24 protein-coding genes and 2 tRNA genes are annotated in these 22,461 nt (G+C 68.3%); 11 read left to right on the top strand and 15 right to left on the bottom strand.

All coding sequences use genetic code 11. From position 1 onward, the window contains the following. Positions 1–19: 19 nt before the first annotated feature. The gene (locus tag WG903_RS09665; RefSeq protein WP_340074697.1) at positions 20–625 is read left to right on the top strand and encodes a hypothetical protein; all 606 of its coding nucleotides are present in this window, start codon (positions 20–22) and stop codon (positions 623–625) included. Positions 626–734: 109 nt separating this feature from the next. Then, entirely contained in the window at positions 735–1,712 is a 978-nt protein-coding gene (locus WG903_RS09660) for a GMP reductase (protein ID WP_340074695.1), read from the top strand. Between the two features lie 34 nt (positions 1,713–1,746). Here WG903_RS09660 and WG903_RS09655 read toward each other — a convergent pair whose 3' ends face one another. From WG903_RS09655 to WG903_RS09645, 3 genes are read right to left on the bottom strand one after another with little or no spacing between them, the layout of a single operon-like run. Then, entirely contained in the window at positions 1,747–3,069 is a 1,323-nt protein-coding gene (locus WG903_RS09655; RefSeq protein ID WP_340074693.1) for a S41 family peptidase, read from the bottom strand. Positions 3,070–3,099: 30 nt separating this feature from the next. Continuing rightward, positions 3,100–4,410 (bottom strand): S41 family peptidase, encoded by a 1,311-nt coding sequence (locus WG903_RS09650; RefSeq protein ID WP_340074691.1) that lies wholly within the window; start codon positions 4,408–4,410, stop codon positions 3,100–3,102. A gap of 8 nt (positions 4,411–4,418) precedes the next feature. Continuing rightward, positions 4,419–5,276: an alpha/beta hydrolase gene (locus tag WG903_RS09645; protein ID WP_340074689.1), complete on the bottom strand. Its 858-nt coding sequence runs from the start codon at positions 5,274–5,276 to the stop codon at positions 4,419–4,421. A 70-nt stretch (positions 5,277–5,346) separates the two neighbouring features. Between WG903_RS09645 and WG903_RS09640 the strand changes: the two genes are divergently transcribed. From WG903_RS09640 to WG903_RS09600, 9 genes are all read left to right on the top strand, one after another. After that, positions 5,347–6,027 carry a GntR family transcriptional regulator gene (locus tag WG903_RS09640; RefSeq protein ID WP_340074687.1) on the top strand — a complete coding sequence of 227 codons (681 nt, stop codon included), beginning with the start codon at positions 5,347–5,349 and terminating at the stop codon, positions 6,025–6,027. Continuing rightward, positions 6,024–6,905, top strand: coding sequence for a phytanoyl-CoA dioxygenase family protein (locus WG903_RS09635; RefSeq protein ID WP_340074685.1), 882 nt, complete (start codon positions 6,024–6,026; stop codon positions 6,903–6,905). The genes WG903_RS09640 and WG903_RS09635 overlap by 4 nt, the downstream gene beginning before the upstream one ends. 4 nt (positions 6,906–6,909) lie before the next feature. Beyond that, positions 6,910–8,268 carry an NAD(P)H-dependent oxidoreductase gene (locus WG903_RS09630; protein WP_340074683.1) on the top strand — a complete coding sequence of 453 codons (1,359 nt, stop codon included), beginning with the start codon at positions 6,910–6,912 and terminating at the stop codon, positions 8,266–8,268. A gap of 31 nt (positions 8,269–8,299) precedes the next feature. Next, positions 8,300–8,375: transfer RNA gene (locus WG903_RS09625), tRNA-Ala, on the top strand. Between the two features lie 17 nt (positions 8,376–8,392). Next, positions 8,393–8,468: transfer RNA gene (locus WG903_RS09620), tRNA-Lys, on the top strand. 171 nt (positions 8,469–8,639) lie between these two features. After that, complete coding sequence (locus WG903_RS09615; RefSeq protein WP_340074681.1) at positions 8,640–8,849, top strand: hypothetical protein; 210 nt, start codon at positions 8,640–8,642, stop codon at positions 8,847–8,849. Between the two features lie 10 nt (positions 8,850–8,859). Further along, positions 8,860–9,072, top strand: coding sequence for a hypothetical protein (locus WG903_RS09610; RefSeq protein WP_340074679.1), 213 nt, complete (start codon positions 8,860–8,862; stop codon positions 9,070–9,072). A 68-nt stretch (positions 9,073–9,140) separates the two neighbouring features. After that, a complete protein-coding gene (locus tag WG903_RS09605) occupies positions 9,141–9,401 on the top strand; it encodes a YkvA family protein (RefSeq protein WP_340074677.1) in 261 nt (86 codons plus the stop codon). A gap of 59 nt (positions 9,402–9,460) precedes the next feature. After that, positions 9,461–10,996, top strand: a complete 1,536-nt coding sequence (locus WG903_RS09600) for an adenylate/guanylate cyclase domain-containing protein (RefSeq protein ID WP_340074675.1) — start codon at positions 9,461–9,463, stop codon at positions 10,994–10,996. Positions 10,997–11,000: 4 nt separating this feature from the next. Here WG903_RS09600 and WG903_RS09595 read toward each other — a convergent pair whose 3' ends face one another. From WG903_RS09595 to WG903_RS09540, 12 genes are read right to left on the bottom strand one after another with little or no spacing between them, the layout of a single operon-like run. Then, positions 11,001–11,351, bottom strand: coding sequence for an FKBP-type peptidyl-prolyl cis-trans isomerase (locus tag WG903_RS09595; protein WP_340074673.1), 351 nt, complete (start codon positions 11,349–11,351; stop codon positions 11,001–11,003). 1 nt (position 11,352) lies between these two features. Then, positions 11,353–12,480, bottom strand: a complete 1,128-nt coding sequence (locus WG903_RS09590; RefSeq protein ID WP_340074671.1) for an MBL fold metallo-hydrolase — start codon at positions 12,478–12,480, stop codon at positions 11,353–11,355. A 26-nt stretch (positions 12,481–12,506) separates the two neighbouring features. After that, on the bottom strand, positions 12,507–13,466 hold the full coding sequence (locus tag WG903_RS09585) for a Bug family tripartite tricarboxylate transporter substrate binding protein (protein WP_340074669.1): 960 nt from the start codon (positions 13,464–13,466) through the stop codon (positions 12,507–12,509). Continuing rightward, the gene (locus tag WG903_RS09580; RefSeq protein WP_340074667.1) at positions 13,467–14,492 is read right to left on the bottom strand and encodes a uroporphyrinogen decarboxylase family protein; all 1,026 of its coding nucleotides are present in this window, start codon (positions 14,490–14,492) and stop codon (positions 13,467–13,469) included. It lies immediately after the preceding gene. A 2-nt stretch (positions 14,493–14,494) separates the two neighbouring features. Further along, positions 14,495–15,199, bottom strand: coding sequence for an ABC transporter ATP-binding protein (locus WG903_RS09575; protein WP_340074665.1), 705 nt, complete (start codon positions 15,197–15,199; stop codon positions 14,495–14,497). Further along, positions 15,192–16,928, bottom strand: coding sequence for a branched-chain amino acid ABC transporter ATP-binding protein/permease (locus tag WG903_RS09570; protein WP_340074663.1), 1,737 nt, complete (start codon positions 16,926–16,928; stop codon positions 15,192–15,194). The genes WG903_RS09575 and WG903_RS09570 overlap by 8 nt, the downstream gene beginning before the upstream one ends. Continuing rightward, positions 16,925–17,785: a branched-chain amino acid ABC transporter permease gene (locus tag WG903_RS09565; protein WP_340074661.1), complete on the bottom strand. Its 861-nt coding sequence runs from the start codon at positions 17,783–17,785 to the stop codon at positions 16,925–16,927. The genes WG903_RS09570 and WG903_RS09565 overlap by 4 nt, the downstream gene beginning before the upstream one ends. Before the next feature lie 7 nt (positions 17,786–17,792). Then, complete coding sequence (locus tag WG903_RS09560) at positions 17,793–18,995, bottom strand: amino acid ABC transporter substrate-binding protein (RefSeq protein ID WP_340074659.1); 1,203 nt, start codon at positions 18,993–18,995, stop codon at positions 17,793–17,795. Further along, positions 18,992–19,534, bottom strand: a complete 543-nt coding sequence (locus tag WG903_RS09555; RefSeq protein WP_340074657.1) for an NADPH-dependent FMN reductase — start codon at positions 19,532–19,534, stop codon at positions 18,992–18,994. The genes WG903_RS09560 and WG903_RS09555 overlap by 4 nt, the downstream gene beginning before the upstream one ends. Beyond that, positions 19,531–20,655, bottom strand: a complete 1,125-nt coding sequence (locus WG903_RS09550; protein WP_340074655.1) for a CaiB/BaiF CoA transferase family protein — start codon at positions 20,653–20,655, stop codon at positions 19,531–19,533. Before WG903_RS09550 ends, WG903_RS09555 begins: the two co-directional genes overlap by 4 nt. Further along, positions 20,652–21,458 (bottom strand): citryl-CoA lyase, encoded by an 807-nt coding sequence (locus tag WG903_RS09545; protein ID WP_340074653.1) that lies wholly within the window; start codon positions 21,456–21,458, stop codon positions 20,652–20,654. The genes WG903_RS09550 and WG903_RS09545 overlap by 4 nt, the downstream gene beginning before the upstream one ends. After that, complete coding sequence (locus WG903_RS09540; protein WP_340074651.1) at positions 21,455–22,351, bottom strand: dioxygenase family protein; 897 nt, start codon at positions 22,349–22,351, stop codon at positions 21,455–21,457. Before WG903_RS09540 ends, WG903_RS09545 begins: the two co-directional genes overlap by 4 nt. Positions 22,352–22,461: the final 110 nt, after the last annotated feature.

Raw genomic sequence — 22,461 nt, 5'->3', positions numbered from 1 at the left:
GCTCATCCTGCCTCTTGCCATGACGGTGCAGGCACAGCCCTCCTCGTGCTCGAGCGACGGCGTGGCGCAGCCTGCCGCGCTGCTGGAGCGCTTCGTCAACGCCGACTGCGACAGCTGCTGGGGCAGCCCGCAGGCGCCCGAGGCCGCGGCCGGCTCGCTGGCGATCGATTGGGTCGTACCGGGCTCGCGCGGCGACGACGCCCCGCTCTCGGCCGTGGCGGTGCGGGACGCGCAGGAGCGGCTGGACAGCCTGCGGCGCAAGGTTCCGCCCGATGCGGCGACGCAGTTCACCGCGCGCACGGCCAGCCCCTACAAATTGCGCATCGCGCACGGCCTGCCGATCAACGACTACATCGGGGTGGCGATCGAGGTGTCCCCGCCCGCGCAAGGGGCGACGGCCTGGCTGCTGCTGGTCGAGACGCTCCCCAAGGGCACCGAGGGCAGCGCCGTGGAGCGCAACCTGGTCCGCAACACCTTCGTCACCACCGCGCCGGGGCGCTACGAGATCCGTTCGATGCAGATCCCCGAGGGCGCCCAGCCGAGCCGCCTGCGCGTGGTGGGCTGGCTGGAAGATTCAGGGGGGAAGATCAGGGCCATCGCCCAGAGCCGGTGCCGGAAAGGCTAGCGGAGTAGAATCAATCACCGGGCCCAAGCAATTGCGCCCGGTTTCTTTTTGCCGAAGCCGGGCCATTCCAAGCGCTCACCGTTCTTCCCAAGAATCACGGAGCCTGGCCATGGAAATCTTCGACTACGACAACGTCCTGCTGCTGCCGCGCAAGTGCCGCGTGCAGAGCCGATCCGAATGCGACCCCTCGGTCGAACTCGGGCCCCGCAGCTTCCGCATCCCCGTCGTGCCCGCCAACATGAAGACGGTGGTCGACGAGGCCATCTGCCTGAGGCTCGCGAAGGAAGGCTACTTCTACGTGATGCACCGCTTCGACCTGGACAACGTCGCGTTCGTGCGGCGCATGAAGGAAGCCGGCGCCTATGCTTCGATCTCGGTGGGCGTGAAGCAGGCCGACCACGACACCGTCGACAAGCTCGCCGCCGCGAAGCTCGTGCCCGAGTACGTCACCATCGACATCGCCCATGGCCACGCCGACACGGTGAAGGACATGATCACGCACATCAAGGACAAGCTGCCCGGCGCGTTCGTGATCGCCGGCAACGTGGGCACGCCCGAGGCGGTGATCGACCTGGAGAACTGGGGCGCCGACGCGACCAAGGTGGGCATCGGCCCAGGCAAGGTGTGCATCACGCGCATGAAGACGGGCTTCGGCACGGGCGGCTGGCAGCTGTCGGCGCTGAAGTGGTGTGCCCGCGTGGCGACCAAGCCCATCATCGCCGACGGCGGCATCCGCGAGCACGGCGACATCGCCAAGAGCGTGCGCTTCGGCGCGACGATGGTGATGATCGGCTCGATGCTGGCGGGGCACGAGGAATCGCCCGGCAAGACCGTCGAGGAAGACGGCAAGCTTTACAAGGAATACTTCGGCAGCGCCTCGGACTTCAACAAGGGCGAGTACCGCCACGTCGAGGGCAAGCGCATCCTGGAGCCGGTGAAGGGCAAGCTCGCGGACACGCTGCGCGAGATGGAAGAAGACATCCAGAGCTCGATCAGCTACGCGGGCGGGCGCAAGCTGGTGGACCTGCGCAAGGTGAACTACGTGATCCTCGGCGGCGAGAACGCCGGCGAGCACCTGCTGATGTAAGACGCTGGATCCCGGCCTGCGCCGGGACGACGGCTCACTTGTTGAAGAACATCTGCTCCGGCACGCCTTCGCCGAGCACGGCCGGGCGTGTCTTCTTCGTGGCGATCGCGGCGCTTTGCGGCACGCGCGGCGCGGTGCAGCGGCCGGTGCTGATGTAGTCCAGCGCGGTCTTCAGGCGCCCTTCCTGCGTGTCGCCCAGCGCGTGGTCGAAGTCGTCGGGCACGGTGCAGTCCGCCGCGATGCCCGCGGAGAAACCGCCGGCGCCGAGCGCGTTCACGGCCTCGAAGTTCACCGCGTTGTACGTCGTGCCGCAGGTGTTGCGCGGGATGAACCCATAAGGCTTGCCATAGGTCGTGTCGCCGACCAGCACGACCTGCATGTACGGGCGCAGGCCGTTGATCAGGAGCTCGCTGGCCGACGCCGTGCCGCCCGAGGTGATGACGAACACGCGCTTGAGGCCTTCGAGCGGGCGCGCATAGCGCTGCGCCGCGGTCATGAAGGGCACGTCGACGTCCTGGTCGGCGTTCTGCGCGTTGAACTTCAGGCGCGTGTAGACCTTGCCTTCGGCCGTGGCGCCGCTGATGAAGCTGGCGAGGTCGCGCGAGGTGGCCACGGAGCCGCCGCCGTTGTAGCGCAGGTCCAGCACCATCTCGCTGGCCCCGGCCTGCGCCATGCGGTCGATGGCGAAGCCCAGGAGCGTCACGTTGTAGAACACGAACTGGTGGTACGCGAGGTAGCCCACCTTCACGGGCTGGCCGTCGCGCACGCCGTCGAGGATCTTCCACTCGGCCAGCGGCGTCAGCACGAACAGGCGCGAGTGCACTTCGATCGTGCGCTGCGCCCCGGTGGCGTCGATGATGACGAACGTGCGCAGCACGCCTTCGGTGGTGACCACCGGCAGCGCGCCGGCCAGGACCTGCTGCGGCGTGAAGCCGTCGATGGACAGGATGCGGTCGCCGCGCTTCATGCCCAGCGCCGCGACCGGCGACAGCGGCTCGACGAAGCGCACCCGCAGGTCACCCGCCGGGTCCAGCGAGATCGAGTAGCCGTAGCCCACGCGCGTGCCGGAGTTGAACGTGGAATCGAAGCTGGCCGTGGTCTGCGCGAAGCTGTAGCGGTCCAGCGGCCGGTACAGCATCGAGTCGAAGAAACCCGCCATGTCGCGCGCGGCCAGGTCGGCCGGCGCGCGCTGGCCGTTCCACAGGTACAGGTCGTCCATCCACGCCATGAGCGAGGCGCGCTGGTCTTCCGCCGCGCACGAGGCCGATTGCGGGTTGCCGGCGACGGGCTTGGAGTCGCCGCCGCCGCAGGCTTGCAGCAGCAGGCAAAGGAAGGCCAGGGAAAGGTACTTCTTCAAGACGGGCGCCCGAACGGATGAGGTGCGACTTTAACGCCTGACCATGCCGGGGCGCGGCATCTCACCGATTGTTGCCTGCGGGCGTGAGGAAATAGCGGCCGACTGCGCCTGCTGCGCGCATTGCCCGGTGGCGATGTAGCCCAGGGCCACCTTGAAACGCCCTTCGTTCGGGTCGCCCAGCGCGTGGTCCAGGTCGTCGGGCGCCGGGCACGTGGGCGGCAGGCCCGCGGTGTAGCCGCCCACGCCGGCGGCGTTGAAAACCTCGAAGTTCACCGCGTTGTACGTGGTGCCGCAGTAGCTGAAAGGCTCGAACCCGTAGGGCTTGCCGTAAGTGGTCTCGCCAACGGTGACGACGTTGAGGAAAGGCTTGAGCCCGTTGATCACGAGTTCGCTGGCCGACGCCGTGCTGCCCGAGGCGATGACGAACACGCGCGACAGCGACGGGATGCTGGCCGAAGGCGCGATGAAGCGGTAGTCGCTGTTGCTCGCCTGGTTCTTGTCGTTGTAGCGCAGCGCCGCAAAGAGCTGGCCTGCCACACGCGCGCCGGCGACCAGGCTCGCGAGGTCGCGCGAGGTGGCGACGTCGCCGCCGCCGTTGTAGCGCAGGTCCAGCACGAGCTCGGTGGCGCCCTGCTGCGTGAAGGCGGAGATCGCGTTCTGCAGGTCGGCCAGGCTGTAGGTGACGAACTCCGAGTAGCCGAGGTAGCCCACTTTCACCGGCTGGCCGTTGCGCGTGGCGTCGACCACCTTGACGTCCTGCACCGGCGTCAGCGGGAAGGTCTTGGAGACCATCTGCAGCGTCTTCTGGTTGCCCGCCGTGTCGCGCACGACGATCGTGCGCTGCACGCCTTCGGCGGAGACCGGGCCCGCGCCGCCCGCCAGCACCTGCGCCGGCGTCAGGCCGTTGATGCTGACGATGGTGTCGCCGCGGCGCAGCCCCGCGGCATAGGCCGGGCCCTGCGGCTCCACCGTGCGCACGCGCAGGATGGCGTTGTCGGCGTCGACCACGGCCAGCGAGTAGCCGTAGCCGGTGAACGTGCCTTCGTCGAACAGCTGCTCGTACGCGGCCGTGGATTCGGAAAAGCTGAAGCGGTCCGTCGGCTGGTAGAGCATCGAGCGGAAGTACGCGTCGAGCGTGGCCGCGTTGGCATCGGGTGCGGGCATCTGCGAATACCAGTAGTACTCGCTGCGCATGAAGTCGAGCACGTGCTGCCGCTGGTCGGCCACCGTGCACGCCTGTGGGTTCCCACTGTTCGCAACCGGCGTCGTGGACCCGCCGCCACCCCCGCCACCGCACGCCTGCAACGCCGCGGCGAGCAGCAGGATCCAGAGCCTTCGCATGTCTTACCTCAATGGTTCTGGACCAATTCGAGTGCCAGGCTGTGCAGTCGGTTCCCCTGCTGCGTGAATGCCTCCAGCACGCTGAAGTGGTTGCATTCCGCGATCTTTTCGCACACCGGCACACGCTGCTTGCCCCACGCGTCGCGCATCAGTGCCATCTGCCTGTGGAATTCCGCACTCTCCAGCGCGCCGCTCACGCTGTACAGCTGCCCATGATTTGGTGAGGGAAAGTAAGCGGGGCTCGCTTTCAGCGCGTCCTTGGGCGTCAGTTGCAGCGAGTCCTTGAGGAAAGGCACCTCGACGAAGGGCTCCAGGTCGTGCAGGCCGGAGATCGACAGCGCGCCCTTCACCAGGTCGGCCGGCAATGCGCGGTCGTGCACGGGCCACAGGCACGCAGCCATCATCGCCGCGAGGTGGCCGCCGGCGGAATGCCCGGCGACGAAGATGCGGTCTCGGTCGCCGCCATGCTCGCCGATGTGGCGCCAGGTCCATGCCAGCGCGCGCACCATCTGCATCACGATGTCGGGGATGGTGACGGCCGGGCACAGCGCGTAGTTGGGCACCACCACGCACACGCCCTTCTGCGTGAACGGCGGCGCGACGAAGGCGTGGTCCTTCTTGTCCAGCGCGCGCCAGTAGCCGCCGTGGATGAACACCAGCACGGGCGCCTTCTCGCGGTCGGCGCGGAAGATATCCAGGTGCTCGTTGGGCCCCGGGCCGTAGCGCACGTCCAGCGACCGCGCGCCGCCCCGCATCGCATCGGCCGACCACGCCGCCCAGTTGCGCAGGTGCGTGGGGTAGTCGCGCACCAGCTCCCGGTTGTTGTACATGCGGTCCAGCCAGGCGGGGTCGTATCGGTTTTTCATCATGGGATTATTCCCAGCTTGCACCGGGCTGCGGGGAGGCGTATTCTGTATACAGAGTTCAGAGCCACCCATGCCCGCCCAGCTGCTCAAGATCGAAACGGCCCCCGACCTGGTCGACCGCGTCTACACGCGCCTGCTCGACGCGATCAGCGAAGGCTCGCTGGCCCCCGGCCAGCGCATCACGCAGGAGGAGATCGCCGAGCAGCTGGCCGTCTCGCGCCAGCCCGTGCTGCAGGCGCTGCGCTTGCTCAAGAAGGACGGCTTCATCCTGGACGCGCCCGGCCGCGGCGTGCTCGTCGCGCCGCTCGACGTCGCCACCATGCTGCAGGTGTACGAGATCCGCGGCGCGCTCGACGTGCTGGCGGCGCGCCTGGCCGCCGCGCGGCGCACGAAGCTCGATGCGCGCCTGGTCGAGAACGGCCGCAAGGCGGCGCGCGGGCGAAACGTCAAGGCGATGATCGAAGCCGACCTGGCCTTCCACAACGCGATCTACGAAGCGTCCGGCAACCCCCTGCTGGCGCAAAGCGCGCACCAGCACTGGCACCACCTGCGCCGCGTGATGGGCGCCGTGCTGCAGCAAAGCACCCAGCGCAAGGCGGTGTGGGACGAACACGAAGCGATCGCGAAAGCCATCGCCGCGGGCGACGGCGACCGCGCCGCGCGCCTGATCGAACAGCACAGCCAGCATGCCGGCGAGAACCTGGCGCGCGAGCTGACCCATGTCCTGAAGTTGCGAGGAGACAAATCATGAAGCTCACGAAAGAGCAGCTGGACCAGTTCGACCGCGAGGGCTACCTCTTCTTCCCCGGCCTCTTCACGCCCGAGGAGACGAAGCTTCTCACCGACGAAGTCCCGCGCCTGTACGCGTCGCGCGAGGCGTGGAACGTGCGCGAGAAAGGCAGGGACGCCGTGCGCACGAACTTCGCCGCACACATGTACAGCGACCCGTTCGCGCGCCTGGCGCGCCACCCGCGGATGGTCGAGCCGGTGATGGAGCTCTTCGGCGAAGAGGTCTACATGCACCAGTTCAAGATCAACGGCAAGATGGCATTCGAAGGCGACGTGTGGCAGTGGCACCAGGACTACGGCACCTGGCTGAACGACGACATGATGCCCACCGAACGCGCCATGAACGTCGCGATCTTCCTGGACGACGTGAACGAGTACAACGGCCCGCTGATGTTCATCCCGGGCAGCCACAAGAAGGGCGTGGTCGAGGCCAAACACGACCTCACCACCACCAGCTACCCGCTGTGGACGGTGGACGACGACCTGATCCGCAAGCTCGTGGAGCGCGCGGGCGGCAAGAACGGCGGCATCGTGTCGCCCAAGGGCCCGGCCGGCTCGATGATCCTGTTCCACAGCTGCCTGGTGCACGCGTCCAGCAGCAACCTGTCGCCGTGGAACCGCGTCAGCGTGTACCTGTCGCTGTGCGCCGTGTCCAACCACATCCGCCGCCACAAGCGGCCCGAGTTCATCGCCCACCGCGACTTCGCGCCCATCCAGTGCCTGCCGGACGATTGCCTGCTGAAGTCCTACCCCGTGAACCTCCCATGGAAGGACGGCCTGCCCGCGAGCGCGCTGCAGACGTCGCAGGTGCCCATCGCCGAAATGCGGAAGGCGGCGTGACGCGATGAGCCTGTACGCCAAGCTCCAGCAGCGCGCCGCCGACGGCAAGCCGATCCGCATCGGGCTCATCGGTGCCGGCAAGTTCGGCTCGATGTACCTCGCCCAGGTGCCCCGCACGCCCGGCGTGCACCTCGCGGGCATCGCCGACCTCTCGCCCGCCGCGGCGCGCACGAACCTCGCCCGCGTCGGCTGGAAGGACGAACGCACCCGCGCGTCGTCGATCGACGACGCGATCAAGCGCGGCACGACGCACGTCGGCGAGGACTGGCAGGCGCTCGTGCGCCATCCGGGCATCGACGTGATCGTCGAATGCACCGGCCACCCGATCGCCGCCGTCGACCACTGCCTCGAAGCGTTCGCGAACGGCAAGCACGTGGTGAACGTCACGGTGGAGGCCGACGCCTTCTGCGGGCCGCTGCTCGCGCGCCGCGCGCAGGAAGCCGGCGTGATCTATTCGCTCGCTTTCGGCGACCAGCCCGCCCTCATCTGCGACCTGGTGGACTGGGCGCGCACCTGCGGCTTTCCCGTGGTCGCGGCGGGCCGCGGCCACAAGTGGCAACCGCACTTCAGCGAATCGACGCCCGACACCGTGTGGGACAACTGGGGTCTGACTCGCGAGCAGGCCGTGCGCGGCGGCCTCAACCCGAAGATGTTCAACAGCTTCCTCGACGGCTCGAAGCCCTCGATCGAGAGCACCGCCGTCGCGAACGCCTGCGGGCTGCACGCGCCCTCGGACGGTCTGCTGTTCCCCAGCGCGAGCATCGACCGCATCCCCGAGATGACGAAACCGCGCAGCGAAGGCGGCGTGCTCGAGCGCAAGGGGATGGTCGAAGTCGTCAACTCGCTGGACGCGCAGGGGCGCCCCATCGACTACGAGATCCGCATGGGCGTGTGGGTGACGGTGGAGGGCGAGACCGAGTACATCCGCAACTGCTTCGAGGAATACAAGGCGCAGACCGATTCCAGCGGTCGCTACTTCACGCTGTACAAGCGCTGGCACCTGATCGGCCTGGAAGTCGGCATGTCGGTGGCGAGCGTCGCGCTGCGCGGCGAACCGACGGGCGTGGCCACCTGCTGGAACGCCGACGTGGTGGCCACGGCCAAGCGCGACCTGCAGCCGGGCGAGATGCTCGATGGCGAAGGCGGCTACACGGTGTGGGGCAAGCTGCAGCCGGCGGGCAAGTCGATGCAGGTGGGCGGCCTGCCACTGGGCCTGGCGCACGACATCAAGGTGCTGCGCCCGGTGAAAAAAGGCCAGTCGCTCAGCTGGGCCGACGTCGCGGTCGACCAGACGACGCGCGCTTTCCGCATCCGCAAGGAGATGGAAGACCTGTTCGCGCCCCGCGTGCTGAAAGCGGCCTGAAAACCTCTGCTAAAATCCGGCTCTTCCTCGTGGGGGGGTAGCTCAGCTGGGAGAGCGTCGCGTTCGCAATGCGAAGGTCGGGAGTTCGATCCTCCTCCTCTCCACCACGATTCGGTTTCAAAGTGGGTTCTTAGCTCAGTTGGTAGAGCAGCGGACTCTTAATCCGTAGGTCGTAGGTTCGAATCCTACAGGACCCACCACTTTTCCCCCGTCCATCCTTGCTGTCCCGCTACTGAAATCGTAGCGAAGGCCGGCGCGCGTCCACGCATGGCCGCGTCTCCTTGCTCTGACACCGGCATGCGCAGGAGACCGCCGTAGCGCTCGCCCGCGCTTGGTCACGATGGATCGATGGACTCGATGGAAGCAACGACATGCGCAAACTGAGCGGCCCGATCAAGCAAAGCGGCGATGTCCACCCGCCGGAACTGGACGACGGCTTCGATGACGACCTGGAGGTGTCCACGGTGCCGACCGCAGACGCCACCGCACGGCCGGTGACCCGGGCGGCGTCGCGACCCTCCCTGATGCCCTTGCTGGGATGGGCAGCGGCCGCGTTCCTGCTGTACCGGCTGACGCGATGAGGGTCGCGGGATGGGAACGTTGACCCGGCACGGCGACGACCCCGTACTCCGCGATCACCAGGACGGCCCGGCGAACTCGTTGGCCGGGCTCGATCGCGAGGAGCTGAAGATCTTCCGGCAATCGCTGCCCTCCGAAGCCATCACCCGCGACTTCCTGCAGGAACTGCTCGAGGAGCACCGTGGGAACACCCCGCATGGCGGGGGCTCGCACCCCGCCAAGTAACATTGTTCGCGGCCCCTTGCGCGGGCGTGCACGAACCCCATGTCGGTTTTCTCGACCGGAGGACCGTGATGTTCAAGCGATTGGCCGTTCTGTGGACCCTGCTGCGCACGGACGCGCGCGCCATGGTGCGCGCCTGGCGGCACAAGGACACGCCGCGCGCCTTCAAGGCCGGCGCGCTGATGCTGCTGCTCTACGTCCTGTCGCCGATCGACCTCGTGCCCGACTTCATTCCCTTCGTCGGCGCGGTGGACGACATCCTCGTGATCACATTCGGCATCCGCTGGCTGCTTTCGCGGCTGCCCGCGCATGTCGCGGCGGCCGTCCGCTAGACAGCGCATGGCGTGACTGCCACACTGCCCGCTTCTCGACCAGGGGAAGGGGCAGCCCCATGCCGGTGATCCCACTCGATGGTTTGCTCGGCGCGGTACCCAGCGACAGCGCCTTGCGCGAGCTTGCGCATGCGCTCGCCCGCGAAACGCCGGGCCTGGTGATAACGACCGGCCAGGCGCAAAGCGGCAAGGCCACGATGGGCGCCAGTCTCGCGGGCATGCTCGCGCGCGGGTCGGGACGCGTCGTCGCGCTGGCCGCAACGCCCCACGACATCGAGGTCTTCCGTCCGCTGCCGCAAGGATGGCGGGAAGTCATCGTCGGCACGGAAGCCGGCGCCTGGGACGCGGCGTTCGAGGCCATCGACGACGGCGAAGTGGCGTTCGTGCCGACGGTGCTCGACCGCAACGTCGCACCGGCCCTGTGGCGCTCCAGGCCGGGGCGCTGGATGGTCGTGACCATCGACTCGCCCTTGCTGGGGGCGGACATCGCCTATCCGCTCATGGAGATGGGCCTTCCGCCCGAGGACTTCGTCGCGCGAACGCGCTGCGTGTGGTCGCAGTTCCTGGTGCGGCTCCTGTGCAAGTCCTGCGCGCGGCCCGCGCGCCTCGGCGAGGCGGAACTGGAGCACCTGCTGCCAACGGGCAGGATGCCGCGGCAGCTCCTCACGTCGCCGGGATGCCCCGAATGCGGCGGACAGGGCATCAAGGACCGGCTCGCGGCGACCGAGGTGCTGCTCGTGAACGACCGCACGCGCGCGCAGGTGCTGGAAGCCTTCGAGGAAGGCCAGGCACTGCCGCCGGATCCGGCGTGGCACATCACCGTCCATGAGCAGGCGTGGCGCCTGCTGGATGACGGCGCGATCTCCGTCGAGACCTACCGCGACACGGTCCGGCGCAACCCGCTGCTGCGCGCGCAGAACCGCCTCGAGCAGGAACAGGCGCACTCGCACAAGCTCGGGACGGTGTTCGAGAAATTCGTTTCGCCCGAGGTCAAGCGCCGCCTGATGGAAAGCCGCACGCTCGATGCGATCGCCGGCGGCGAGTCGCGCGAGGTGACGTGCCTGTTCTGCGACATCCGCGGCTTCACGGCACGCGCGGAATTCCGCGACCCCGCGGAGCTGTTTGCCGAGCTGAACCTGTATTTCTCGGAGGTCGTCGACTGCGTCCTCGCGTTCGAGGGAACCATCGACAAGTTCATCGGCGACGCCGTCATGGTGGTCTGGGGCGCGCCCACGGACCAGCCGGACCATGCGCACCGCGCGATCGCCTGCGCGCTGGCGCTGCGGGAGCGCATCGCCGCGTTCAACGCGCGGCGCGGCGGCGAGCATCCCATCCTCATCGGAATCGGGATCAACAGCGGCCGCGCCGCCGCGGGATGCGTGGGCACCGACCAGCGCATGGAGTACACGGTGCTGGGCGACGCGGTGAACGTCGCCGCGCGGCTGGAGTCGCGCGCGCGGCCGGGCCAGATCCTCGTCAGCGCCGCGTCGAAAGCGCAGGCCGGCCCGGCGTTCGCCTACGGGCCGGAGCTCGACTTCGAACTGAAGGGCAAGACGGAGGCCGTGCGGGCCTGCGAAGTGCTCGCCCGCGCGTAGCGCTTCAGGCGACGGCCAGCAGTTCGACGTCGAACTTCAGTGTCGCATTTGGCGGGATCACGCCGCCGGCGCCGCGCGCGCCGTAGCCCAGTTGCGGCGGGATGACCAGCGTGCGCTTGCCGCCCACCTTCATGCCAGCCACGCCTTCGTCCCAGCCGCGGATGACCATGCCCGCGCCCAGCGCGAACTCGAAGGGGTCGTTGCGGTCGCGGCTGGAATCGAACTTGGCGCCCTGCACGCCGTTCTCGTAGAGCCAGCCGGTGTAGTGCACGCGCACGTTCTTGCCGGCGGTGGCTTCGGGGCCGCTGCCCAGTTGCTGGTCGTCGTATTGCAGGCCGGAGGGGGTCGTCGTCATCTCATTTCCTTGGTTCTGGAGCGGCCGAGGGTAGCAGGTACCACGCCTGGTTCGTGAAGCGCGCGGCGGTATCGAAGAGCTGCCCGGGTTTCGGCGTCACGACCTGCGCGCCCGCCGCCTTCGCCGCGGCCAGCGTGCGCACGATGGGCTCGTCCCACGCGTGGTACGCGAGGTTGAACGTGGCCCAGTGCACCGGCAGCAAGGTCTTCGCGCCGAGTTCCATGTGCGCACGCACGGCGGACTCCGGCGTCATGTGGATGTCCTTCCACGTCTCGTCGTAGGCGCCGATCTTCAGCATCGACAGGTCCGGCGCGCCCAGCTTCTCGCGGATTTCCTTGAAGTGCCCCGCGTAACCCGTGTCGCCGCTGAAATACACCGAGTTGCGCGGCCCCTTGATCATCCACGACGACCACAGCGTCGAGTTGTCCATGCTCTTGCGGCCCGAGTAATGACGCGCGGGCAGGCAGTGGATCGTGACGCCGCCGATGGTGGCGCTGTCCCACCAGTCCATGTCCTGCACCTGCGCCGCGGGCACGCCCCAGCGCAGCAGGTGCGCGCCTATGCCCAGCCCGACGAAGAAGCGCGTGCCGCCGCGCGCCAGCGCCTGCACGGTGTCCATGTCGAGGTGGTCGAAGTGGTCGTGCGAGATCACCACCGCGTCGACGTTCTGCAAGGCGCCGATCGCCAGCGGCGTGGCATGCAGGCGCGCGGGCCCGATGAACTGGAACGGCGAGACGCGGCGCGAGAGCACGGGGTCGGTCATCACGCGCACGCCGTCGATCTCGAGCAGGACGCTCGCATGCCCCAACCAGCGCGCGCGCAGCCCCGGCGGCACCGGGCGCTTCAGGTCGCTGCCCGCGACGGGCTCGACCGGCACTTCGAAGGGCGGCTCGCGCACCTCCTTGCCGGCATAGGCCTTGATCGTGTCGGCCAACGACAGGTTGCTCACGTAGGGCGGCGTGTTCTGGAAGCGGTCGCCGTGGAACTGCTTCGACGCGCGCATGCGCTCGCGCAGCGCGCTATCGGGCTTGCCGCCGAAGGTGGGCAGCTGGAACGTGGCCCACCCCGCGGCCGCGAGCACAGCCGCGACCGCCAGCAGGACGAGAAGGACCCGCAGCAGGCGCTTCATGGTGCGCGGAGTCGTTGGCGCGCGCGCTACTGGCGCGGCACGTTCGCTCGGGTGATGACGTCCGACCAGCGCTTCGTTTCCGACGCGAGCAGGTCGCGCAGCTGTTCCGGCGTGCCGCCGGCCGGCGACACGTTCAGCTCGGCCAGCTGCCGGCGCAGCTCGGGCGTCTGCAGCGCCTTGTTGACTTCGCGATTGAGCTGCTGGATCACGGCGGCCGGCGTCTTCGCCGGCGCGGCCAGCGCGTTCCACGACGACGCATCGAAGCCGCGCACGCCGCTTTCGGCCACCGTCGGCACGTCGGGCAGGCCCGCTGCGCGCTTGCCGCCCATCACCGCGATCGGGCGCACCGCTTTCGAAGCGATCTGTCCCATCATCGGGCCGAGGATCTCCACGCACGCATCGACCTGGCCGCCGCGCAGCGCGGTGAGCACGGCCGGCGACCCGTTGAAGGGCACCACCTGGAAGTCGACGCCCGCGCTGGTCTTGAGCAGTTCGGCTGCGAGGTGCTGCGTGCTGCCGACGTTGATGGTCGCGACGTTCAATTTGCCGGGGTTCGCCTTGGCGAAAGCCAGCATCTCCTGCATCGACTGGAACTTGCCGTTGGCCGCGGTGAGCACGGCGATGTCGAAGAAGCCCAGGATGGCGATGGGCGCGAAATCCTTCTGCGCGTCGAAAGGCAGCGACTTGAAGAGGCCCGCGCTCACCGCCGTGCCGTTGCTCATGAGGAAAAGCGTGTGGCCGTCGGGCTCCGCCTTCGCCACGGTCTCACCCGCAACCACGCCGCCGGCGCCGGGCTTGTTTTCTATGACGACGCCTTGCTTGAGGCTGTCGGAGAGCGACTTGGCGACGGCGCGCGCCGTCAGGTCCGCGATGCCGCCCGCACCGAAGGGCACGACGATGCGGATCGGCTTGGAGGGAAAGGACTGCGCGGTGGCCAGCACGGGCAGCGCGGCTGCCGCGGCAAACAGGACGTCACGACGGTTCATTCAGCCTCCATGTTCGCGCCGCAGTTGCCCGGCGGCCTCAACCATGGACTGTAGCTTGCCCTGTGCCACCTCGCGCGGCAGGTACTTCATGCCGCAATCGGGGGCCAGGATGACCTGCTCGGGCTTGATGTGCTTCAGCGCCTTGCGGATGCGGCCGGCAATGACTTCCGGCGTTTCCACGTTCATGTCCGACAGGTCGATGCAGCCGACCAGCACCTGCTTGTTGCCCAGTTGCGCCAGCACGCTGGTGTCGAGGTTGGACTGCGCGGTTTCGATCGAGACCTGCTTGCACTTGCAGCCGGACATCTCCGGCAGGAAGGAGTAGCCGCTGGGTCGCGTGTGGATGATGGCCGCGTAGCCGAAGCAGATGTGCACGCAGGTCGTTCCCTGCACGCCTTCGAGCGCGCGGTTCAGCGCGGCCAGCCCGTACTGCCGCGCCTTCTCGGGCCGCGCCTGCATGTAGGGCTCGTCGATCTGCACGACGTCGGCGCCCGCGGCGAAGAGGTCCTTGATCTCGGCGTTGACCGCATCGGCGTAGTCGCCCGCCGCCTCTTCCTCGCTCTTGTAGAAATCGTTCTGCGCCTGCTGCAGCATGGTGAACGGGCCCGGCACCGTGATCTTCGTCTTGCGCGTCGTGTGCTTCTTGAGGAACTTCAGGTCCTCCACCTCCACGGCGTGCTTGCGCCGGATCTTGCCGGTGATGCGCGGCACGGGGTTGGGGTGGCCCGAGCGGTCCAGCGCGGTGCCGGGGTTGTCCAGGTCCACGCCTTCCAGCGCGGTGGCGAAGCGGTTGGAATAGCTCTCGCGCCGGATCTCGCCATCGGAGACGATGTCCAGGCCCGCCTCCTCCTGCAGCTTGATCGCGAGCAGCGTCGCGTCGTCCTGCGCCTGCGCGAGGAAGTTCTCGGGCACGCGCCACAGCTCCTTCGCCCGCACGCGCGGCGGGAAACGGCCCGCGAGCTTGGCGCGGTCGATCAGCCACTCGGGCTGCGGGAAGCTGCCGACGATGGTGGTGGGGAACAGCATCTTCAGACTCCTAGATAGGCTTGGCGGATTTCCGGGCGTTTCATCAATTCGTCGGGCTCGCCTTCGGCCACGATGCGGCCGAGTTCGAGCACGCAGGCGCGGTGCGAGATGCGCATCGCGGTGGCCACGTTCTGCTCGACCAGGATGATCGTGATGCCGCCGGCGCTGATCTTGCGGATGGCCTCGAACATGTCGCGCACGATCAGCGGCGACAGGCCCAGCGACGGCTCGTCCAGCAGCAGCAGGCGCGGGCGCGCCATCAGCGCGCGGCCGATCGCGACCATCTGCTGCTGGCCGCCGGAGAGTTCACCGGCAGGCGCCTCCAGCTTGGCCTCCAACGCGGGGAAGAGTTGCAGCACTTCGCCGAACGTCTGCTTGCGCCGGGCCTTCGCTTCGGGCAGCAGGCTGCCGACGTCGAGGTTCTCCGCCACCGTCATGCCGGTGAAGAGGCGCCGGCCTTCGGGCACCAGCGCGATGCCGGCTTCGCACAACTTGTGCGGCGGCAGGCGCGTGATGTCGCGGCCGTCCATCGTGATGCGGCCCGAGAGCGGCCGCAGGATGCCGGCCAGTGTGTTGACGAGCGTCGTCTTGCCGGCGCCGTTGGGCCCCACGACGCACAGCAGCTCGCCTTGCCGCACGTTCATCGACACGTCCCACAGGGCGCGGGCCTGGCCGTAGGCGACGGTGACCTCGTGCAGGTCAAGCATGGGCCACCCCCAGGTAGGCGCTCATCACCGCTTCGCTTCGCATCACGTCGCGCGGCGCGCCTTCGGCCAGCATCGCGCCCTGGTCGAACACGACGATGCGGTCGGTGAGCGCCATCACCGCGTCCATCACGTGCTCGACGAAGACGATGGTGGTGCCCTGGTCGCGGATGCGGCGGATCAGCGCCACGGCGGACTGGATCTCGGTGGGCGTCAGGCCGCACAGCACTTCGTCGAGCAGCACGAGCTGCGGCTTCGACGCCAGCGCGCGGGCCAGCTCGAGGAACTTGCGCTGGTGAAGGTTCAGGTCGCCCGGCAGCGCGTCGGCCTTGCCGTCCAGGTGCGTGAACTCGAGGTAGCGCATCGCCGCGGCGCGCGCGGCCGCGAGCGTGCGCAGGTTCGTGCCGGCGTACATCGCGGGGATGGCGACGTTGTCGATCACGGTCATCTGCGCGAAGGGGCGCGGGATCTGGTAGGTGCGCGCGATGCCGGCATGCGCGATGGCGTGCGCGGGCAGGCCCGAGATGTCGCGGCCGGCCAGGACGACCTCACCGCCGTTGGAGGGGTAGTGGCCGCTGACGACGTTGATGAAGGTCGACTTGCCGGAGCCGTTGGGGCCCAGCAGGCCGAGGATCTCGCCTTGCTTGACGTCGAGGCTGACGTTGGCCAAGGCCTTTAGTCCGCGGAAGGATTTCGACAGCCCCTTCACCTGCAGCAGCGGCTCGCCCTTGGCCACCCCGGCGAAGGCCGGGGTCCCGTGGCTTTCCGCCGCAAGACGCTGGGCCCCGGCCTGCGCCGGGGCGACACGCCGGATGCGGCCCATGATCCCTTGGGGCATGAACAGGATGCCGACGACGAGGATCAACCCGATCACACCCTTCCCCAGCACGGCGTACTGCCCACCGGTGAACGCATACAGCAAGCACGTGATCGCCACGGCGCCCACCGCGGGCCCTGCCCAATGCCGCGTCCCGCCCAGGATGCTCATGAGCACCACCGTCAGCGGCACCGTGAGGTTGAACGTCTCCGCCGTCGTCACGTACGAGATGAACAGCGCATGGATGCCGCCGACCCAGCCCGCCAGCGCGCACGAGATGCCCAGCGCATAGAGCTTCCAGCGGTAGGTCGGCACGCCCATCACTTCCGCCGCTTCCTCGTCGTCGTGGATGGCGAACAGCCCGGCGCCGAAGCGCGAATGCCGCACCCACCACGAGACGAACAGCGTCACGGTGGCGGCCACCAGCATCATCAGGAACAGGCTGGACGTCGCCGACGGCCCGAGCTTCGGCACCGGCACGGCGTTGAGGTACACGCCCGGCCCGCCGTCGATGGCCGTGTTGCCGATGATGGTGGCCACCACGAAAGTGACGGCCAGCGTGAGCAGCGCGAACAGTTCGCCGCGCACGCCCTTCACGCGGAACGCCACCGCGCCCACGCCGACACCGATTGCCGCCGCGACGAGCGCAGCGACGGGCAGCGTCAAGAGGAACGGCCAGTTGAACTTCACCGCCAGCGTCGCCGACGTGTAGACGCCCGCGCCGAAGAACGCGCCGTGGCCGAACGAGAAATAGCCGGCATAGCCCGAGAGCAGGTTCCACGAGGTCGCCAGCGCGATCCAGAACAGCGCCAGGTACAGGAACGATTCGTAGAACGCCGGCAGCTTCAGGAACGGCAGCAGCGCCAGCAACACACCAGCCACGGCAATGCCGACGGGAGCCGCGCGGCCCTTCATCGCACGCGCCCCGGGCGCACCAGCAGGATCAGGATCAGGAGCGTGAAAGACACCAGCGGCGCCCACGATGGCGACGTCACCGCCATCGTCACGGCTTCACTCACGCCAATGACGAGCCCCGCGATGAGCGGCCCGAGCGCGCTGCCCAGCCCACCCATCATCACCGCCGCGAACACCACGCCGATCCACGCATACATCTGCGACGGGCTGATGCTGCTGGACAGCGCGATGCACACGCCCGCGATGCCCGCCAGCGCGGCGCACGAGCCGGCCAGGATGAAGCCGTTGCGGCGCTGGTTGATGCCGAAGGCGGCGGCCACCGGCGCGTCCTCCGCCGATGCGCGCAGGGCCTTGCCCAGGTCCGTGTAGCGCAGCGTCGCCCACACGCCGAAGCAGATGCCCACCGCGAGGATCAACGTGAGCAGCTCGGGAATCGGCACGAACAGCGGGCCGATGCGGAACTTCAGGTCGCCCCAGTGCGATTCGAGCTTGCGCGGGTCGGCCGTCCACACCGTCTGCATCACCGATTCGGCGATGCCCATGCAGCCGAAGGTGAGCAGCAGCGACGAGAACGGCGTGAGCCGGAACCGGTCGGTCAGCCAGTGCAGGCCCGCCCCCAGCGCGAACATCAGCGGCACGATGACGACCAGCGTGAGGAACGGGTCCCACTTCGCCGACGCCCCGAGCTGGTAGCAGATGTAAGCAGCCAGGAAGGCGAAGGCGAAGTGCGCCAGGTTGATCGTGCGCAGCAGCCCCCAGCTCAGGCCGAGGCCCAGCCCCAGCAAGCCGTAGAGTGCGCCCGCGAACACCCCGGACAGCACGGACTGCGCGAGCAGCGTCCAGCTCGGGAAGGACATCGCGCGCTTAGCGGGCCGTCATCTTCGCGCCGGGCGCGGCGAACTCGGGCGGGTACACCACCTTCCACTGGCCGCCTTGCACCTGCTTGATGCGCATCAGGTCGTCGCCGTAGTTCGACGGCCCGTCGAAGCGCAGCGACCCCTGGATGGTCTCCACGCGGTTCTTCTTCAGGTAGTCGGCGATGGCCTTGTCGTCCAGGCTCTTGGTGGCCGTGACGGCCGCTTCGAGGATCTGCCACGCGGTGAACGACGCGGCGGCCTGCACCTCCACCGACGTGTCGGGGAAGTTGGCGGCCTTGGCGCGCTCATGGTAGGTCTTGATGAAGTCCGCGGCCTTGGGGCGCGAGCTGAAGGGCGGGTGCTCCTCGAAGATCGTGACCGACAGCGCGCCCGCTGCTTCCGGCAGCGTGACCAGCGGCCCCGGCGCCGGGTACAGGTAGAAGTGCTGCGGCGGCACATAGTCGATCTTCTTCATCGCATCGAGCAGCAGGTTGCCGTCCAGGCCGATGGCGCCGACCCACACGAAGTCGGGGTTGGCATCCTTGACGCGGCTGGCGATGGGGCCGAAGTCGCGGTTGCCGAACTCCCATTCGAGGAAGAGGACTTCCTGCAGGCCGCGCTTCTTGATCGTCTCGCGCGCGCCCATGGACATGAAGTGGATGGACGGGAACTTGCTCGTGACCACGGCCACGGTCTTCGGCGGCTTCGGGCCCTTGGCCAGCGCCTCGAACACCGTGTTGGTCGTGGTCACGCCGGGGTCGGAGCCCAGCGACCACGCCGGGAACTGCATCTCGTACTTGGCCATGGCCGGCACGCCCAGCGTGTGGTGCACCAGCACCTTGGTGTAGCGCTGCGCCACGCCCATCGCGGAGAGGATCGCGCCCGTCGCATACGGTCCCATCAGCAGGTCCACCTTGTCGGCGGTGATCAGCTGTTCGTACAGCGTGCGCGCGAGGTCGGGCTTGGACTGGTCGTCCTTCACGATCCATTCCACCTTGCGCCCGAGCAGGCCGCCGCGCTTGTTCAGGTCCTCGACGTAGATGTCGCCGACCAGCTTGTGCACCTGCGCGGTGGCCGAGAGCGGGCCCGTCAGCGCGAGCGTGCTGCCGATGCGCACGGGTTGCGGCTGCGCCCAGCCCACCGCGGGGAGCGCGGCACTCGCGGCCGCCGCGGCCAGGAGCGTGCGGCGCTGGATCTTGGAATTCGTCATGGCTTGTCTCCTCGAATGAACTTGTCGAATGTCGCGAGCACACCGCGCAGGAATTCCTGCGTGTCCGGAACGAGCCGGCCGTCCTCGCCAAAGAGCGTGGAGATGCGGCTCAGGTAAACCTCGGGATGCGGCAGGACCAGCGCGCCCGCGCCGGCCAGCGTCTGCTTCAGCGCGAACGAGCCGGCCAGGCCGCCCAGCGGCCCGTTGCTCTGCGCGACGACGAAGGCTTTCTTGCCGGGCCACAGGTTCTGGCCGTTCGGCTTGGAGGCGACGTCGATGGCGTTCTTCACCGCGCCGGGGATCGAGCGGTTGTACTCGGGCGTGATGAAGATCAAGCCGTCGCTGGAACGCACGCCCTCGCGGAAGCGCGCCCACTCGGCCGGTGCTTCGCCTTCGCGGTCCATGTTGTAGAGCGGCAGGTCGCCGATGGCGAGCTCGTTCCACTCGAACGAGGCCGGCGCGATCTCCTGCAGGCGCTGCGCGAGCTTGCGGCTGTTGCCTTCGCGGCGCAGGCTGCCGACGATGACGCCGACCTTCACGGCAGGATCTCCGCGTTGTGCTCGCCCAGCGTCGGCGGCGGGCGCACCTTCAAGGCCCGCTCGCCGTCGAAGCTGACGGGCGGGCGCACCGTGCGGAACTCGCCCATCGTCGGGTGCGTGGCCTGCACCAGCAGCTGCAGGTGCTGCGCCTGCGGGTCCTGCAATGCTTCGTCCGTGCCGTACATCGGCGCATGCGGCACGTCTTCGGCCAGCAGGCGGTTGCACCACTGCTCGCGCGTGCGCGTCTTGAAGATGCCCGAGAGCAGGTCGATGATCGCCTCCTGGTTGTCGATGCGGGCCTCGCGCGTGGCGAAGCGCGGGTCCTGGAACATGTCGGGCTTCTCGATGGCGCTGGCCAGGCCCTGCCAGAACTTCTCGGGCGAGGACATGTGCAACGCCACCCACTTGCCGTCCTTGCACTCCAGCACGTAGGACTGCGACACGCGCGGGCGGCTGAACGGGCCCATCACCTCGTTGGCCGAGTAGTAGTGGGTGAAGGCGTCCAGGTTCCAGTGCGACATCGCCTCGAGCATCGAGACCTCGACCTTGCGGCCGACGCCCGTGCGCGAGCGTTCGTACAGCGCGCCCAGCACGCCGTAGGCCGCGTAGAAGCCCGTCACCGCGTCGGCGATGGCGGGGCCGACGACGCGCGGGTTCGCGGGATTGACCAGGAGCTTCAGGTAGCCGCTGGCCGCCTGCGCCACCGTGTCGTAACTCGGGCGCGAGGCAGCCGGCCCCGTGGGGCCGAAGCCGCTGATCGAGCAGTAGATCAGGCGCGGGTTCAGGTCGCGCAACTGCTTCTCGCCCACGCCCAGGTCTTCGGCCACGCCGGGCCGGAAGTTCTGGATGTACACGTCGGCCGTCTTGACCAGCTCGTAGAACTTCTCGCGGTCCGCGGCCTGCTTGGTGTTGACCGTGATGCTGCGCTTGTTGCGGTTGTAGGTCTGGAAGTGCGGGCTGTACAGGCCCCCCTTGAACGCGCGGAAGGGGTCGCCCGTGCCGGGCTGTTCCACCTTGATCACGTCGGCGCCCAGGTCGGCCAGCAACATGCCGCAGGCGGGGCCCGTGATGAACGTGCCTTGCTCCAGCACGCGCACGCCTTGCAGGACGGCCGCAGTCACTTCCTGGCCTCCGGTCCTTCGTAGACCAGTTCGCGCGTGGCCTGGTAGGCCAGCGCGAAGCCGCTGGGGCTTTCCGCTTCCTCGACGAGGTGCGCGATCACGCCGGCTGTCCGCGCGAGGATGGGCACGCCGCGCAGGCCGCGCAAGGGGAAGTTCGTGCCGAGCAGCACCGCGGGGATCGCGGCCGACACGTTCAATTTGAGTTCCTTGCCGACGATGGCGGGGATGGCGCTCTCCACCGCTTCGGCGATCTCGATGAAGCGCAGGCTGGTGCCGGCTTCGCGGGCGACTTCGAACAGGCGGTTCACGCGCGGGTCGCGCTCCTTGTGCAGCGAGTGGCCGTAGCCGGGGATCGGCTGCTTGGCTTCGCGCATCCGGCGCACGACCTTCTGCGCGGCGGCTTGCAGGTCGCCGCCCTTCGCTTCGGCATCGACTTCGGCGAAGAGCTTGCCCGCCGTTTCGCTCGCACCCAGGATCACGCTGCCGCAACCGAGGATGCCGGCGGCCACCGCGCCCTGCAGCGCATCGGGCGCCGCCGCATACGTCATGCGCGCCGCCTGCACGCTGGGCACCATGCCGTGGTCGGCGATGGCCACCAGGCACGCGTCCAGCACCATCGCATCGCCCCGCGAGGGCTTCTGCCCCGTCACGAGGAAGCTGAAGTAGTCGGTGAAGGAGATGCGGCCGATCAGGTCGCGGCACAGGTCCTCGCCGCGGATGGTGATGCTGTGCTCGTCGGACGTGCTGATCGCCGTGCGCGGCACCGTGGACTTGCCGATCTTGTTGATCGATGCGTCGCTCATGCCGCTGCACCGGTGGGGATCAGGCGGAAGTCGTAGTGCGCCACGTGGTACGGCTTGTTCATCTTGCGCCCGTCCATCGCCGTGCCGGGCTCGTGCTTCTCGTACTCGACGATCAGGCTTTCGCGCACGCCGAACACGGCGTCGGAATCGAGGTAGGGGCTGCCCTTGACGAACAGGTGCGTCGTCACTTCCTTGTGCCCCGGTGCCGACACCTTCATGTGGATGTGGCCGGGGCGGTTCGGGTGGCGGCCCATCTTGCGCAGCATCACGCCCACGGGGCCGTCGTCCGGAACGGGGTAGTACGTCGGCCGGATCGACCAGAACCAGTAGCGCCCTTCCGCGTCGGTGCGGATGCGCGCACGCGCCCGCATCTCGGAGCCATCGCGCTGCATGTCGTACACGCCGTCGCCGTCGCCGGACCACACGTCGAGCAGCGCGCCCTTGAGCGGCTTGCCTTCGAGGTCGGTGACGCGGCCGCTGTACAGCGCCGGTTCACCCGACACGCCTTCGGCGATGTCGCCGCCCAGAGGCACTTCGGGCGCGCCTTCCCAGAAGAACGGCCCTTGCACCGTCGCATCGGTCGGCGGTGTCGCGCCGCTGCGGCCCTTGAGCGCTCGCGCATGTTCGAGCGCCACCACCAGCATCGACACCCCGAGCGTGTCCGACAGCAGGATGAACTCCTGGCGCTTGTCGTCGCATGTCTTGCCGCAGGCGGTAAGGAAGTCGATGGCCTTGAACCATTCGTCGCCCTTCAGGTCCACGTCGCGCGCGAAGTCGTGCAGGTGGCGGATCAGGGACGTCATCACCTGCTTGAAGCGCGGGTCGTCGCACTCCGCCAGTCGCCCGATCACGGCGTCGGTGATGCTTTTCGTGTCGTATTCCAGTTGCGCCATGGCTTGTCTCCAGCAAGTTCGCGGGACTGTATCGATTGACATTGCACCGGGATAGTGAAGAATTTCGATGCATCGGATCGATGCCATCGATCATTCACCGGTAGAAACCC

Source organism: Ramlibacter sp. PS4R-6, assembly GCF_037572775.1.
Classification (GTDB): Bacteria; Pseudomonadota; Gammaproteobacteria; order Burkholderiales; family Burkholderiaceae_C; genus Ramlibacter.
This window is presented reverse-complemented; position numbering and strand designations above follow the sequence as displayed.

Coding starts and splice junctions, on each gene's coding strand:
- WG903_RS09665 (WP_340074697.1), top strand. CDS start 20: ATGACGGTGCAGGCACAGCCCTCCTCGTGCTCGAGCGACGGCGTGGCG.
- WG903_RS09660 (WP_340074695.1), top strand. CDS start 735: ATGGAAATCTTCGACTACGACAACGTCCTGCTGCTGCCGCGCAAGTGC.
- WG903_RS09650 (WP_340074691.1), bottom strand. CDS start 4,410: ATGCGAAGGCTCTGGATCCTGCTGCTCGCCGCGGCGTTGCAGGCGTGC.
- WG903_RS09645 (WP_340074689.1), bottom strand. CDS start 5,276: ATGAAAAACCGATACGACCCCGCCTGGCTGGACCGCATGTACAACAAC.
- WG903_RS09640 (WP_340074687.1), top strand. CDS start 5,347: ATGCCCGCCCAGCTGCTCAAGATCGAAACGGCCCCCGACCTGGTCGAC.
- WG903_RS09635 (WP_340074685.1), top strand. CDS start 6,024: ATGAAGCTCACGAAAGAGCAGCTGGACCAGTTCGACCGCGAGGGCTAC.
- WG903_RS09630 (WP_340074683.1), top strand. CDS start 6,910: ATGAGCCTGTACGCCAAGCTCCAGCAGCGCGCCGCCGACGGCAAGCCG.
- WG903_RS09615 (WP_340074681.1), top strand. CDS start 8,640: ATGCGCAAACTGAGCGGCCCGATCAAGCAAAGCGGCGATGTCCACCCG.
- WG903_RS09610 (WP_340074679.1), top strand. CDS start 8,860: ATGGGAACGTTGACCCGGCACGGCGACGACCCCGTACTCCGCGATCAC.
- WG903_RS09605 (WP_340074677.1), top strand. CDS start 9,141: ATGTTCAAGCGATTGGCCGTTCTGTGGACCCTGCTGCGCACGGACGCG.
- WG903_RS09600 (WP_340074675.1), top strand. CDS start 9,461: ATGCCGGTGATCCCACTCGATGGTTTGCTCGGCGCGGTACCCAGCGAC.
- WG903_RS09595 (WP_340074673.1), bottom strand. CDS start 11,351: ATGACGACGACCCCCTCCGGCCTGCAATACGACGACCAGCAACTGGGC.
- WG903_RS09590 (WP_340074671.1), bottom strand. CDS start 12,480: ATGAAGCGCCTGCTGCGGGTCCTTCTCGTCCTGCTGGCGGTCGCGGCT.
- WG903_RS09585 (WP_340074669.1), bottom strand. CDS start 13,466: ATGAACCGTCGTGACGTCCTGTTTGCCGCGGCAGCCGCGCTGCCCGTG.
- WG903_RS09580 (WP_340074667.1), bottom strand. CDS start 14,492: ATGCTGTTCCCCACCACCATCGTCGGCAGCTTCCCGCAGCCCGAGTGG.
- WG903_RS09575 (WP_340074665.1), bottom strand. CDS start 15,199: ATGCTTGACCTGCACGAGGTCACCGTCGCCTACGGCCAGGCCCGCGCC.
- WG903_RS09570 (WP_340074663.1), bottom strand. CDS start 16,928: ATGAAGGGCCGCGCGGCTCCCGTCGGCATTGCCGTGGCTGGTGTGTTG.
- WG903_RS09565 (WP_340074661.1), bottom strand. CDS start 17,785: ATGTCCTTCCCGAGCTGGACGCTGCTCGCGCAGTCCGTGCTGTCCGGG.
- WG903_RS09560 (WP_340074659.1), bottom strand. CDS start 18,995: ATGACGAATTCCAAGATCCAGCGCCGCACGCTCCTGGCCGCGGCGGCC.
- WG903_RS09545 (WP_340074653.1), bottom strand. CDS start 21,458: ATGAGCGACGCATCGATCAACAAGATCGGCAAGTCCACGGTGCCGCGC.
- WG903_RS09540 (WP_340074651.1), bottom strand. CDS start 22,351: ATGGCGCAACTGGAATACGACACGAAAAGCATCACCGACGCCGTGATC.